At 70.8% G+C, this 13,103-nt stretch carries 10 protein-coding genes and 3 pseudogenes; 4 read left to right on the forward strand and 9 right to left on the reverse strand.

Going from position 1 to position 13,103, the window contains the following annotated elements:
- Positions 1 to 156 precede the first annotated feature (156 nt).
- Positions 157 to 1,458, reverse strand: coding sequence for an alpha-L-fucosidase (locus BBH68_RS37640; RefSeq protein ID WP_065968407.1), 1,302 nt, complete (start codon positions 1,456 to 1,458; stop codon positions 157 to 159).
- 156 nt (positions 1,459 to 1,614) lie between these two features.
- Between BBH68_RS37640 and BBH68_RS37645 the strand changes: the two genes are divergently transcribed.
- On the forward strand, positions 1,615 to 2,391 hold the full coding sequence (locus BBH68_RS37645) for an RraA family protein (protein ID WP_342673168.1): 777 nt from the start codon (positions 1,615 to 1,617) through the stop codon (positions 2,389 to 2,391).
- Between the two features lie 128 nt (positions 2,392 to 2,519).
- On the opposite strand, the gene BBH68_RS37650 is transcribed toward BBH68_RS37645, so the two are convergent.
- Both BBH68_RS37650 and BBH68_RS37655 read right to left on the reverse strand, forming a co-directional pair.
- Positions 2,520 to 3,806: a BNR-4 repeat-containing protein gene (locus BBH68_RS37650; protein WP_065968408.1), complete on the reverse strand. Its 1,287-nt coding sequence runs from the start codon at positions 3,804 to 3,806 to the stop codon at positions 2,520 to 2,522.
- Between the two features lie 33 nt (positions 3,807 to 3,839).
- Entirely contained in the window at positions 3,840 to 5,186 is a 1,347-nt protein-coding gene (locus BBH68_RS37655) for an MFS transporter (RefSeq protein WP_079151456.1), read from the reverse strand.
- Between the two features lie 171 nt (positions 5,187 to 5,357).
- On the opposite strand from BBH68_RS37655, the gene BBH68_RS37660 reads away from it, so the two are divergent.
- Entirely contained in the window at positions 5,358 to 7,643 is a 2,286-nt protein-coding gene (locus tag BBH68_RS37660; protein ID WP_065968409.1) for an FAD-dependent oxidoreductase, read from the forward strand.
- A gap of 48 nt (positions 7,644 to 7,691) precedes the next feature.
- Here BBH68_RS37660 and BBH68_RS37665 read toward each other — a convergent pair whose 3' ends face one another.
- From BBH68_RS37665 to BBH68_RS37680, 5 genes and pseudogenes are all read right to left on the reverse strand, one after another.
- Positions 7,692 to 8,486, reverse strand: coding sequence for an IclR family transcriptional regulator (locus tag BBH68_RS37665; protein ID WP_065968410.1), 795 nt, complete (start codon positions 8,484 to 8,486; stop codon positions 7,692 to 7,694).
- A 52-nt stretch (positions 8,487 to 8,538) separates the two neighbouring features.
- On the reverse strand, positions 8,539 to 8,817 hold the full coding sequence (locus BBH68_RS43780) for a transposase (RefSeq protein ID WP_065968411.1): 279 nt from the start codon (positions 8,815 to 8,817) through the stop codon (positions 8,539 to 8,541).
- A gap of 41 nt (positions 8,818 to 8,858) precedes the next feature.
- Positions 8,859 to 8,966: pseudogene (locus tag BBH68_RS43785) on the reverse strand (DUF2637 domain-containing protein); the annotation flags it as partial.
- Between the two features lie 102 nt (positions 8,967 to 9,068).
- A pseudogene (locus tag BBH68_RS43790) lies at positions 9,069 to 9,669 on the reverse strand (integrase core domain-containing protein); the annotation flags it as partial.
- 429 nt (positions 9,670 to 10,098) lie between these two features.
- Entirely contained in the window at positions 10,099 to 11,061 is a 963-nt protein-coding gene (locus BBH68_RS37680) for an AraC family transcriptional regulator (RefSeq protein ID WP_065968412.1), read from the reverse strand.
- A gap of 90 nt (positions 11,062 to 11,151) precedes the next feature.
- Between BBH68_RS37680 and BBH68_RS37685 the strand changes: the two genes are divergently transcribed.
- Positions 11,152 to 11,988: an NAD(P)H-binding protein gene (locus BBH68_RS37685; protein ID WP_065968413.1), complete on the forward strand. Its 837-nt coding sequence runs from the start codon at positions 11,152 to 11,154 to the stop codon at positions 11,986 to 11,988.
- A gap of 113 nt (positions 11,989 to 12,101) precedes the next feature.
- The gene (locus BBH68_RS37690; protein ID WP_065968414.1) at positions 12,102 to 12,701 is read left to right on the forward strand and encodes an NAD(P)H-dependent oxidoreductase; all 600 of its coding nucleotides are present in this window, start codon (positions 12,102 to 12,104) and stop codon (positions 12,699 to 12,701) included.
- A gap of 151 nt (positions 12,702 to 12,852) precedes the next feature.
- Here BBH68_RS37690 and BBH68_RS41305 read toward each other — a convergent pair.
- Positions 12,853 to 12,981 (reverse strand): annotated as a pseudogene (locus BBH68_RS41305) (transposase); the annotation flags it as partial.
- Positions 12,982 to 13,103 lie beyond the last annotated feature (122 nt).

Consider the following 13,103-nt stretch of genomic DNA (forward strand, 5'->3'; position numbering starts at 1 on the left):
TGAATAATCGATAGGTCATGTTCGGGCGGAGCTCGTGGCGTGCGATACGAGGGGGCCGGCCGAAGGAAGAGGGTCGCGGGATGTGAGATGCGGCTGCCGCGCGAGTCCAGTAATCGTCTATCGATTACTGATGTTATGGCGGGCGCCCTCGCATGTTCAAGAGTGCTGCGGCAACCGCTTTCCCGGGTCCTCGTCGAGGAACAGTTCGACCACCGGCAGCAGCACATCGGGCCGCGCCACCGGGAGCGTCAGGGTGAGCGTGCCCGCGGGGCTGCCCGGGGGAGCGAGGTTGTTGTGCTCGTGGCGCGCCCCGTCGATTTCCTGGAAGCCGATCTCCGAGCCGTCGTGCAGGAGTTGGGCGTAGCGCACTCGGCCGGCGAGCCCGGGCAGATGGACGTGGCGCAGCGGCCAGGCGAGCAGATGCAGGTAGAGGCGGCGCCCCGACTGCGTGTAGAGGGCGTTTGCGGGTGCCTGGTACGGGCTCGGTCCCGCGTCGTGCACCGCCCGCCCGTGCAGCCGGGTCCACTCGCCGATCGCCCGCAGCGTGCCTTGCGCCCGCGGATCCAGCGCGCCACGGCCGGTGGGCCCGACGTTGAGCAGCAGATTGCCGCCGCACGCGACCGACTCCACCAGCATCCGCACCAGCAGCGCGGGGTCCTTGTGGTCGTGGTTGTCGCGGTCGTAGCCCCAGGAGCCGTTGAGGGTGTGGCAGGCCTCCCACCTCACCGGGACGCCGTCCCGCTCCAGGGGGCGGTCAGGCTGGTACTGCTCAGGCGTCACGTAGTCGCCGGGGATGCCGAGCCGGTCGTTCACGAGGATGTCGGGCATCAACTCGCGCACTATGGCCAGCAGTTCGCGTGCACCCCACTCCTCGGGGCCCATCCCGGGATACGAGAAGTCGAAGAAGAGCAGGTCGACGGGTCCGTACCCGGTGAGCAACTCCCGCACGTGCGCCCGCATATACGACCGGTAGCGCGCCAGGTCCCGCGGCTCGTCGGCGGCCCCGGTGCCGCGCAGCGGATGGTGCTCGTCGACGGGGAAGTCCGGGTGGTGCCAGTCCAGAAGCGAGTAGTACAGGCCGACGCGCAGCCCCTCGGCGCGCATCGCGTCGGCGAACTCGGCCACCAGGTCCCGGCCCGCCGTACGCGCCGACGTGTAGTCGGTGTGCGCCGAGTCGAACAGGCAGAAGCCGTCGTGGTGCTTCGCGGTCAGCACGGCGTAGCGCATCCCGGCCCCGCGGGCGGCGCGCGCCAGCTCCCGGGGCTCGAACAGATCCGGGTCGAAGTGTTCGAGGTAACGGTCGTACGCCTGCTGGGACATGGCCTCACGGCTGCGCACCCACTCGTGCCGCGCCGCGAGGCTGTAGAGGCCGAAGTGGACGAACAGCCCGAAGCGTGCGGCCTCGAACCAGCCGGCGGGTGCGAGGGGCTCGGAGGGCGAGGGCGGAAGGGAGGGCACGGAGGGCTCCTGTTGGCGTTGACTGATGGCATTGACATAACCAATCGATTAGCTGTTATCTACCATCGATAGGCGATGTTGTCACTGGTGTTGCGTGCGGGGAGCGCGCGGAGAGGCAAGTGAATGAACCCGAGCAGGGATCGAGGAACGTCGTCGGTGGGGGAGACCCGGATCTACGAGTCGATGAGGGCGCCGGTGCACACCGCGTCCTTCGCACGGCCGACCGCGCGCATGGTGGAGGCGCTCGAGGACGTGAGCGCGGCGACGGCCTGCGCGAAGCTACATCAGATGGGCATCACCCGGACGTTCATCGACGGCCCCGTGCCGCTGCACCGGGAGCCGGACGTCAAGGTCACCGGCGGCGCCGTGACCCTCCAGTTCCTGCCGCGCCGGGAGGACGTCTTCAACGGGGCGGAGCAGGAGGACGCCGAGCGCGACACCGCGCTGTGGGGCGTGCTGGAGTCCATCCGGCCGGGTGACGTGCTGGTGGTGTCGGCCCACGGCAGCCACTTCACCGGCTGCCTCGGCGACATGCTGGTGCGCTACTTCAAGCTGCGCGGCGGCGCCGGCATCGTGGTCGACGGGCGGGTGCGGGACGCGGCCCGGGTCAGGGCGCTCGGTGTGCCGATCTGGTGCACCGGCGTCACACCGCACTACGCGTCGCAGACGGAGCTGTTCCCCTCCGCGTTCAATGTGCCGGTCGGGGTGGGCGGCGCGCTGGTCACCCCGGGCGATCTCATTGTGGCCGACGAGGACGGCGCGGTCGTGGTGCCGCAGCACAGTGCGATGGCGCTGGCCGACGACGCGCTGCTGCACCAGGACCGCGAGGCGTTCGCACGCCGCCGACTCGACGAGGGCGGGCGCCTGTCCGACTACTACCCGCTCACGGGCGAGGGCCTGGAGGAGTATCTGGCGAGCAGGCCCGCGACCTGAGGCGGCTTGGCCCCGTGCGCCGCGGGCAAGCTCGTGGAGGCTCCCGCGCGCATCGCCCGCGAGAGCGCGAGCCCGCCGTACGGCGGGGCGACGTGCCGCGAGCACGCCGCCCCGGGCCGGGCCCAGCCTCAACGGCGGGCGTAGTAAAGCGAGTTGTGTGCGGTGTCCGGCAGGTAGAGCACGTCCTGCCCGTCCGCGTCCCGCCGCACCGCGAGCCGGTCCGCCGTCAGGCCCGGCGTGACCGACGACGACGCCCAGGCACCGCCGGCCTCGGTCGCCGCGAAGACGCGGTCGGCTCCAGCGGCGGTCACGTAGTAGACGCGCTTGCCCTCCGTCCCGTCCCAGGTGATGCCGATCGCGGCGGCGGTCTGGCCGCCCGCGTACACGGTCTGTCGCGCCCAGCCGCCGCCGCTCGGGTAGGCGTAGTACACACGGAAGTCGCCCGCGCTGTCGGCCGAGCGGTAGCGGAAGGCGACCTTGGGCGTCGAGCCGTCGAGGGTCAGTTTGGCGCTCTGCACCGCGGGCCCGGTGTACCCGGTGTTGTCGGTGCTCCACTCCTCGCCGGCGGTCAGGCCCTGAAGGACGTCCGAGGTGTCGGGGGTCGTGGGGACGGTGACGGCGGCCCCGGCATGGTTGGTGAACTCCCCGGTGGCCGGGTCGTAGCGGAGATAGGAGAGCTGGTGGCGGAAGGCGGACGCGGGGGCCTTGGACCACTCGTACAGGAGATGGACGCGACCGGCGGCGTCGACCTGGAGGTCGTCGGGGTAGGCGGCACGGTTCAGGGCGGAGCCGAAGGTGGCGACCACGCTCCACGTCGCGGTGGCGTTGTCCCAGTGGTAGAGCTTGCCGGGGCGTTGGTCCGCGGCGCAGCCCACCCGCGCGGCCAGGTACAGATCGCCGTTGGGAGCGGTCGTCAGCACGGGATAGGTGATGCCCGCGCCCTGGTCGGGCAGCTCGCCGGCGTGATCGGTCAGGGAGCCGCCGGCCGCGTCGGAGCGGAAGTAGCGCCATGTGTCGCAGTGCATGGATGTGAAGACATGCAGCCGGCCGCTGCCGTCGCGGGCGACGGAGGGCTGGTTGTGGCCGTTGTCGTCGGTGAACTCGGCCCGCGTTCCATCGCCCTTGAGCAGCGGGAGACGGCTCCAGGTGCCGTCCGGGGCGCGGCGGGCGACGGCCGGGCGGTGCGTGGTCTCGGTCGTGCCGGGCTCGTTCAACGCGAAGTACGTGTACTCGCCGTTGCCCTTGTAGGTGGCCGCCGGGGTCCACCAGGCGGCCTGGTTCGACGAGTCCATGGCGTACGGGACCTTCTCGACCACGGTCGTCGCGGTGGTGGCCTGAGCGGTCGCGGCGAAAGTGACCGCGGCGGTGAGGGCCGCGGCCGACGTGGTGAACGCGCGGGCGCCGACGTTTCGCATGGGTGACTCCTTCGGGGACGTGGTGGAAAGGCGTCAGGCGGCGGAGCGCCGCAGCGGCGCGGTCTCGCGGGCCCGCAGCACGACGGTGCCGGAGACGAGGGCGACGACCATCAGGTAGAAGGCGGGGGAGAGGTCGTAGCCGCTGGCGCCGATCAGCCAGGTCGCGAAGTACGGGGTCATGCCGCCGAACAGGGCCGTGGCGATGTTGTAGGAGACGGCCATGGCGCCGTAGCGCACGCGGGTGGGGAAGAGTTCGGCGAGTGCCGCGGAGATGGCGCCGTCGAAGGCGGCGATGCACAGGCCGAGCACGATCATCGCGACCCCGGCGAGGACGGCGTTGCCGCGGCTGAGCAGCCAGAACGCCGGCCAGGACAGCAGCACGAACCCGGCGCAGCCCGCGATCAGCAGCGGCTTGCGGCCGACCCGGTCCGAGAGCGCTCCCATGAACGGCACTGCGGCGGCCACCACGAAGAGACCGGCGGTGGTGATGGCGAAGGCCTGGACGCGGCCGAACTCCAGTGTGGTCTGCAGATAACCAGGCATGAAGGTCTGCAGTGCCCAGTGGCCGACGGCCTTGATCAGCATGAACCCGGTGCACAGCAGCATGGCGGAGCGGGCGGTGGCGAAGCTTTCCCGCAGCGGGGAGCGGGAGTGGTTGCCCTCGCTCTTGAGCTTGCGGAACTCGGGGCTGTCCTCCAGGCGCGTACGCAGATACACACCGGCGATGCCGAGCGGCGCGGCCAGCAGGAACGGCAGCCGCCAGCCCCAGTCGTCCATCGCGTCACCGGGCAGCGCGGCCGACAGCAGCAGCACGATGCCCGAGCCCGCGACGAACGCGGCGAAGCCGGAGGCGTCGATCCAGGAGGTGACGAAGCCACGCCGGCGTTCGGGGGCGTACTCGGCGAGCAGCGTGTTCGCGCCGGCGCTCTCCCCGCCCGCCGCGAACCCCTGGAGGAGCCGGCACAGGACGAGCAGTGCCGGGGCGAGCGCGCCCACCGTCGCGTGGGTGGGCAGCAGGCCCATCGCGAGCGTGGAGGCCGAGGTGGCGAGGACGACGATCGCCAGGGTGCGCTGGCGTCCGATCCGGTCGCCGAGCGAGCCGAAGAACAGGCCGCCGAGCGGACGCATCACGAAACCGGCGCCGAACACGGCGAAGGTGGACAGGAGTTCTGCTTGCGGATTGCCCGAGGGGAAGAAGTGGTGGGCCAGGATCACCGCGAGGGTGCCGTAGATCCCGAAGTCGAACCACTCGACGAAGTGGCCGAGCCCCGCGGCCACCAGCACCTTGCGCAGCCCGGCGGCATCGACCTCCCGGCCCGTGTCGCCGGCGCCCTCCTCGTCGCGAGGACGTGCTCTGTACTGCGTCGTCTCGTCGGTCATCTCGCTCACCCTGCCTTTTGCGCGGCTCTGTCCGGCACGCGGGGGCCGCTGCTCGCCCTCCGCTGCGGCGCGAACTTACAGCAGATCCCACTGGCTGAACAGTAGTTGCACAATATGCATGTGATGTACGTTCATGGCCGCATCCAAGCATCACATCGAGGAGGCCGCACCGTGCGGGAAGAAGAGGCCCATTACGACATCGCCGTCATCGGCGGCGGGCTCGCGGGAACGTGCGCGGCCATCGCCGCCGCCCGGCTCGGGCGCCGCGTCGCCCTGGTCCACAACCGGCCCGTCCTGGGCGGGAACGCCAGCAGTGAGGTGCGCGTATGGGTGTGCGGGGCCACCGCGCACGGGGTGCACCGGTGGGCGCGGGAGAGCGGAATCATGGGCGAGCTCTACACCGAGAACCAGTACCGCAACCCCGAGGGCAACCCGTACTACTGGGACCAGGTCGTCCTGGACGCGGTCCTCGCCGAACCGCTCCTCGACCTGTACCTGAACACCGACGTCCACGAGGTCGACGCCAGCGGCCCACATGATGCACGCGAGTTGCATTCATGTACCGGCTGGATGATGGGGTCGGAACGACGCATCACCTTCCACGCGCGCCAGTTCCTCGACTGCACCGGCGACGGTCTGCTCGGCCATCTTGCGGGCGCCCGCCACCGCACCGGCCGCGAGGCCCGCTCCGAGCACGGCGAGCCCTGGGCCCCTGATGAGGCCGACGAGGCGCTGCTCGGCTCGACGATCCTCTTCCACACCAAGGACACGGGCCGCCCGGTCAAGTTCGTGGCGCCCGCCCATGCCAAGGACCTGTCGGCCACGCCGATCCTGCGCAACCGCGTCCTGCGCACCGGCGACAACGGCTGCGACTACTGGTGGATCGAATGGGGCGGCGAGCTCGACACCGTCCACGACAACGAGCGCATCCGCGACGAACTCCAGGCCGTCATCATGGGCATCTGGGACCACATCAAGAACTCGGGCGAGTTCCCCGACGCCGAGAACCTCACCCTGGAATGGGTCGGCAGCATCCCCGGCAAGCGCGAGTACCGGCGCTTCGTCGGCGACCACGTCCTGACCCAGCAGGACATCCTTGAGCAGCGGCAGTTCGAGGACCGGGTCGCGTTCGGCGGCTGGTCCGTCGACCTCCACCCCGTCCAGGGCATGTACGCCGACGAGCCCGGCGCCCGCCAGCGCTACGCGGACGGCATCTTCCACATTCCGCTGCGCTGTCTGTACTCGGCGAACGTCACCAACATGCTGTTCGCCGGCCGCAACATCTCCGCCACCCACATCGCCTTCGGCGCGACCCGCGTGATGGCGACCTGCGCCACGCTCGGCGAGGCCGCCGGGACCGCCGCCGCGCTCTGTGTCACCGAAGGCCTGACACCCCGGGAACTGGCGCACAGGCACCCCGAGAAGGTGCGCCGCACGCTGCTCAAGCAGGACGCCTCGGTCATCGGCATACGCGACGACGACCCCGCCGACCTCGCCCGCGCAGCCCGCGTCAGCGCCTCCTCCCACCTGCGCCGCCTCGCCGCCGAACCGACACCGGCCGCGCCCGGCGAGCCGTATCCCCTCACGCGCGACCTCGCGCTCCTACTGCCGGTGGACCCCGCACTCGACACGGTCGACCTGCTCGTCCACGGCGCCCCCGACGACGGCCGGGAGCTCACGGTGGAGCTGTGGGGCACCGGTCGCCCCGAGAACGCCGTCCCGGTCGACCACCTGTCCACCACCACCGTGACCGTCCCGCCGGGCGGCCCCCACTGGGTCACCGCCCGCCTCGAACACCGCCCGGACACCCCCGGCAATGCCGTCCTGATCGTCCGCGCCTGCCCCGAAGCCGCGCTGGTCCTGCTCCCCGAACGCGTCGACGGTGTCCTCGCCCTGCGGCGCAAGGCCGACGGTGACGCGGCCGTCGACCACGACATCCCCGAGGAGGAGGGTCAGCTGGTCCTGGAGTGGCAGGCCCGCGGACTGCGTCGCCACACGTTCGGCTTCCGGGCCGCCCCCGACACCCGCGCCTTCACCCCCGAACAGGCCGTCGGCGGTTTCCAACGCCCCTACGCAGGCCCCCAGATGTGGTCCTCACAGTCGCTGACCGACCCCGGGCGGGCCGACGAATGGCTGCGCCTGGACTGGGACCACGAGCGGCAACTGGCCGAAGTGCGCGTGGTGTTCGACGACGACGTCGACGAGTACCTCAACAACCTGCACCGCCACCGCACCCCGTTCGAGGTCATGCCGGAACTCGTCCGCGACTACCGCATCCAGGCCCTCGGACCCGACGGCACCTGGCGCACCCTGCTGGCCGTGACCGGCAACCGCCGCCGCCACCGCGTCCACCGCCTGGACACCCCGGTACGCACGAGCGCCCTGCGGCTGAGGGTGGACGCGACGCATGGCGCCCGGCATGCCCACGTCGTCGCGCTGAAGGCGTACGGGGAGTAGCCCCCGCCGGCGGCCGGCCCCTCCGCCGAGGGGCCGGCCGGGCCGTTCTCACACGGCGCCCAGCGCCTGACTGACGGCGTCCGCCGCCTCGATCACCTCACGCGCCAGCGCCGTCCGCGCCTCGGGAACCCCCTGCGCGTCCTGCCCGCCGAGCACGGACGTCGGCCCCCACAGCGAGACCGCGGCGACCACCTCGCCCGACGCGTCGCGCACCGGCGCCGCAAGCGAGGCCCGGCCAAGCGCCCGTTCCTCGGCCTCGACGGCGTACCCGCTCCGGCGCACGGCCGCGAGCTCCTCGTCGAGCAGGTCGTGGCTGACGGTGGTGAACTCCGTGTGCGCCTCGAGCGGTTCGGCCAGCAGCTCGCGCCGCTCCTTGGGGGACAGCCCGGACAGCAGGCACTTGCCGATACCGGTCGCGTGCAGCGGCGCGGTGTGCCCGGCCTGCGTGTACGACTTCGGGGCACGCGCCCCCTCGAAGTTGCACAGGAACATCAGCACGTCCCCGCGGCGCACGGCGACATTCGCGCCGAGCCCCGTGCGCGCGGCCAGCTCCTGCAGCACCATGCGTGCCGCGCGGTGGACCGGATGCCGGTTGACGGCGGTCGCGGCGAGCGGCAGCGTGCCGAGGCTCAGTCGGTACAGACTGCTCACCGGATCCCGCTCGACCATGTCGAGCCGCTCCAGGGTGGACAGCAGCCGGGACGCCGTGGAGGAACCCAGCCCGGTCAGTTCGGCGACGTCGGACACCCGCAGTTCGGCCCGCCCCGAATCCAGCGCGCGCAGCACCGAGACGGCTCGTTCCACACTCTGGTTCGTCCCCGCGTCGGTCGCCCGAGTAACCATGCCGCTCCTCTGTCTGCATGCGACTTGCACACTCTGCATCACCATACCGCGATCACGCGGTGCGGGGCCGTCCCTGAACTGCGTAGGACGCGCGATGATCACCGACGATCGCCTGCTTCATCGAGTACAGGTGGAACTCGCGCGGCTTCCCGTCGGCACCGTTGCGGCCGAACAGCTCGAGGGTCTTGTTCTTCGGCGTCGCGGTGAAGGCGAAGTAGGCGTCTATCAGCTGCCGCTTGGTGTGTACCGGCGGTCGTCTGGACTTCTTCCCAGCAGGGAGCAGGGGCTCCAGCTTCGCCCACTGCGCGTTCGTCAGATCGCGCCTCCCCAAGAAGTGGATCTTGACACATCAAGATCCACTTCTGATGCACGTCATGGTGCGGCGATGGCTTCGGCTATCGGGGTCGGGGCGCGGAGGCGAGCGCGGAGGGTCGTGGTGTCGATCGGGACGCCGGTACGGGCGTAGTGCTCGGCGGCGACCAAAATTCGCCTCTATGAATGGTACGTACTCGGCTGATCACCTCCTGGTCGCCGCAGCTCTGCCCCACAACCCGCACCAGAACAAGCGGGGAGCAGCGGGGAACCAGTGGGACGGGCGGTCACTCCCGCGATGTGCAGCCGGCGTGTGCCGTGTTCGAGGAACACCAGCGCGTACACCCGGCGCAGAACGACCAGGTCGATGTGGACGAAGTCGCAGGCGATGATGGCTGGGGGGTGGGGCGGTCAGGAAATGGCGCCATGTCGGATGGCTGCGGCGTAGCGGCTGGATCCATCCCTGCAGCGGTGAGGATCTCCCAGATCGTTGTCGAGCCGATCGGGTGTCCGAGCCGGACCAGCTCGCCCTGAACGCGTCGACAGCCCCAACGCGGGTTCTCCCTGGCGAGTCGCAGCACCAGAGCCTTCACGGCACCCGCCGTCGAAGGTCTCTCCCGGGCCTGCGTCGGCGCTTGCTGTAGTCCCACTTCCGGGCGATCAGCCTGCGGTGCCACGCCAGCAGCGTCGCGGGCGTCACCGGGAACACCTGCGCCCACCGGCGCCGGGGGATCAGCGAGGACAGCGCTGCGAACCACAGCCGGTCCGCGTGCTCGTAGCGCACCGGCCTCGTGAGCTGCCTGCGCAGCACCGCGTTCTCGTGCCGCAGCACGAGCAATTCCGCGTTCTTGGCTGTGTCCCGGCGCAGCAGCACCGCCGGGACCGCGAGCAGCTTCCGAGTGAGCCGACGCTCTCGCGCGGCTGCCGCCAGCACGTCATGATGATCGACCGTGCTGCTGCGACTGGCCGACCCCCGATGGCTTGCCCTGCTCGCCCGCTCCAATGCCTCGAAGAACGCAGAGATCCTGATGCTCCGGCATCACCTCGCCATCGCACGCCGTGTCCAGCGACGGCCCCGCTTCTCCTGGAGCGACAGAGCCGTCATGGCGGCAAGGCTCCGGCTCGTCACCAAGCAGCAGCGTACTCAGGTGGCCTTGCTGATCACTCCGCGATCGGTCGTTCGCCGGCACGCACGGCTCATCGCATGGAAGTGGACCTGCCCCTCCCGTCGTCCGGGCCGACCACCCAAACCAGAGGCCCTGCGCCACCTGGTCGTGCGTCTGGCGCGGGAGAACCCTGGTCATGGGGGTGTGCCGGCCGGCTGCGGGGGTGGGGTCGTTGCGGTGCGCCGGTACGCGCTGGGGCTGATGCCGCGGGCCCGTTTGAACGCCGCGCTGAACGCGAACGCGTCGGAGTAGCCCACGGCGCGGGCGACCTCCGCGACAGTCATCGTCTCGCGCTCGGTCAGCAGGTCCGCCGCGAGCGTCATGCGCCAGCGGGTGAGGTAGGTCAGCGGCGGTTCGCCGACCAGGTCGGTGAACCGCTTCGCCAGCGTGGCCCGCGACACCCCGGTCCGGCCGGCGAGCGAAGCCACCGTCCACGGCGCTGCCGGTTCCCCGTGCAGCAGGCGCAGCGCGCTGCCCACCACCGGGTCGCGCCCGGCGGAGTACCAGCCCGGCGGAGTGCCGCCGGGCCGGTCGAAGTACTCGCGCAGCGCGCACACCAGCATCCAGTCCAGCAGCCGGTCGAGGACGACCTGCTGGCCCGGCGTGTCGGCGGCGACCTCGGCGGCGAGGTGGTCCCACACGGGGTCGGGCCCGCCGCCGGATCCCACGCGCAGTACGACGGGCAGCGCGTCCAGCAGCCTGCGACTGATCTCGCCGCGCACCGGATAGGCACCGACGACCAGGGTCGTCGTGTCCTCCCCGCCGGTACCGGCGTCGTGCCAGCCGAGCCGGTACCGGGTCCCGCCCTGCTCGGGCGTCGAGCAGAACGCGCCGCACGCGACGGGTTCGGCCCGAGTGCCCACCTCGTCGACGAAGAGGAACGGCGCGGGGCCCCGCACGATCACTGTCTCGCCGATGCCCAGACGCTCGGGCGGGCGGCGCTCAGGCACGATCCAGCCGCCTCCGGAGAGGACGGTGCACAAGGTCAGCGGCGCGCCGTCCACGAAGTGCAGGGACCAGGGCGGGGTCAGGGTCGAGCTGCCGAACAACGAGCCCTGGGCCCGCAATCCGCGCAGTAGGTCGCCGAAAGCATCCACCCGCCAAGGCTAAACGATTCAGACGATCACCCAGGTGATCTGGCTTATCACCTATGGAACCGTCCGGGTGCGTGCCGTTGAATCGCTTTCGTGAGCAACGACATCACTCTTGTCCTCGGCGCGACGGGCAACACCGGCCGGCGGGTGGCCGCCCGGTTGCGGTTGCGCGACACCCCCGTACGCGCCGCCTCCCGTTCCAGTCATCCCCCGTTCGACTGGTTCCACCCCGCCGGCTGGGATCAGGTCCTGCGGGGCGTCACCGTCGCCTACGTGGTGCCCCCGCCCGTGCCCGGTCCGGTGCACGACTTGGTGGCGCGGGCCGAGGCAGCCGGTGTGCGGCGCCTGGTCCTGCTCTCCGGTCACGGCGCCGACGATTGGGGCGACTCAGCGTTCGGGCTGGACATGCGCTCGGCCGAGGACGCCGTGCGCGGCTCGGCGCTGGAATGGACCGTCCTGCGTGCCTCGAACTTCGCCCAGAACTTCGACGGACACCCCTTCCGCGTCCCGCTGGCCGCCGGCGAGCTGGCGCTTCCGGCGGGTGCGGTCCCCGAGCCGTTCATCGACCTTGAGGACGTCGCCGACGTAGCGGCCGCGGTGCTGTCCGAGCCCGGCCGGCACGCCGGTCGGGTCTATGAGCTGACCGGGCCGCGCGCGCTGACCTGGGCGGAGGCAGTCGAGCTGATCTCCCGGGCGTCCGGGCTGCCCATCGTGTACCGGCGCATTTCCCCGGCCGAGTACACCGCGACGTTGGTTCAGGAGGGCTGGAGCGAGGACGAGGCCCAGCACCTCGCCGAGATGTTCGTGCTGCTTGAGCGTGGGGCCGGCGCCTGGACGACGGACGACGTCGCCACCGTGCTGGGACGCGCGCCGCGGACCTTCGAGGACTTCGTCCTGCGGGCCACGGCAGCGGATGCCTGGCGCTGCTGAGTCCCGCGGGCCCCCGCCTGGCGTACCGGGCTCCGGGAGGCGGAGCACCGCGCGCCATCCTGCACATCCACACCACTTGTTGACGTCCGTTCTTCATGTAACCGGAGCCATCGATGCATACCCTGCTGGTCGCCGCCAACCCGGATCCCCGGTCCCTGACGCATTACGTGCTGGGGAGACTCGAGGCAGCGCTTCAACCCGGTTCGGTCGAGATCGCCGACCTGTCCGAGGAACGGTTCGACCCCCGGTTCACTCAGGCGGATCGCCGGGCGTACCACGAGGGCGGCAATTATCCGGCCGACGTCATGGCTGAGCACCGTCGTCTTGAGCGTGCCACCGATCTCGTGTTGGTCTTCCCCGTGTACTGGTGGTCGATGCCTGCACTGTTGAAGGGGTGGATCGACCGTGTCTTCGTCAACGGCTGGGCCTTCGAGCACTCCTCCGCTTCGAGTCTGCGTCCGAGACTGCAGCACCTCACCACGCATCTTCTACCCATCGCCGGCGACGACTCCGGTGCGTACGAGCGCCACGGATACGAGAGTGCACTGCGGACACAGATCGAGCACGGCATCGTCGACTACTGCGGCAGTCGGCGCGGCTCCACAGCGTTCATCTACGAATCCGAACAACTCTCCCCCGAGACCACGCTGCGAGGTGTTGACCGTGCGGTGCGGCTCATCAGCGAAGCCATCCATGGCCGCCTGGCGAAATGAGGCAGGTCGGATGCCCTCCTAACCGGTGAGATGCTGCGGCAGTGCAGTCAGGGGCGCTGGCTGCCGCGCTTCGAAAGGGAGGCCGGAACGCCGAGCCGCCCCCCGGCTCCAGGCACGATGACCGTCTCGCCGTAAGGGTGTCACCTGTCACCGCACAGCAGCGCGTCCGGACCTCGGCCCAGCACTTGGGCAGACACAGCTCCCGGTCGACCAGGACGCGTCCGGCTGTGGTGGCCCAGGCGGCGAAGACGCCGATCTGGCAGTTGTCCGTGCGGCCGGCGGCGTCATCGGCAGCAGCCACTTCACCGTCGCCCGGGACCCGTGCCAGGCCGTCTGCCCCGGCGGTCTCACCAGCCTCCAGTGACGGGACGTCCACAGCCAGCGCGGCGCCTCTGTCACCCG

The organism is Streptomyces sparsogenes (genome assembly GCF_001704635.1).
GTDB lineage: Bacteria > Actinomycetota > Actinomycetes > Streptomycetales > Streptomycetaceae > Streptomyces > Streptomyces sparsogenes.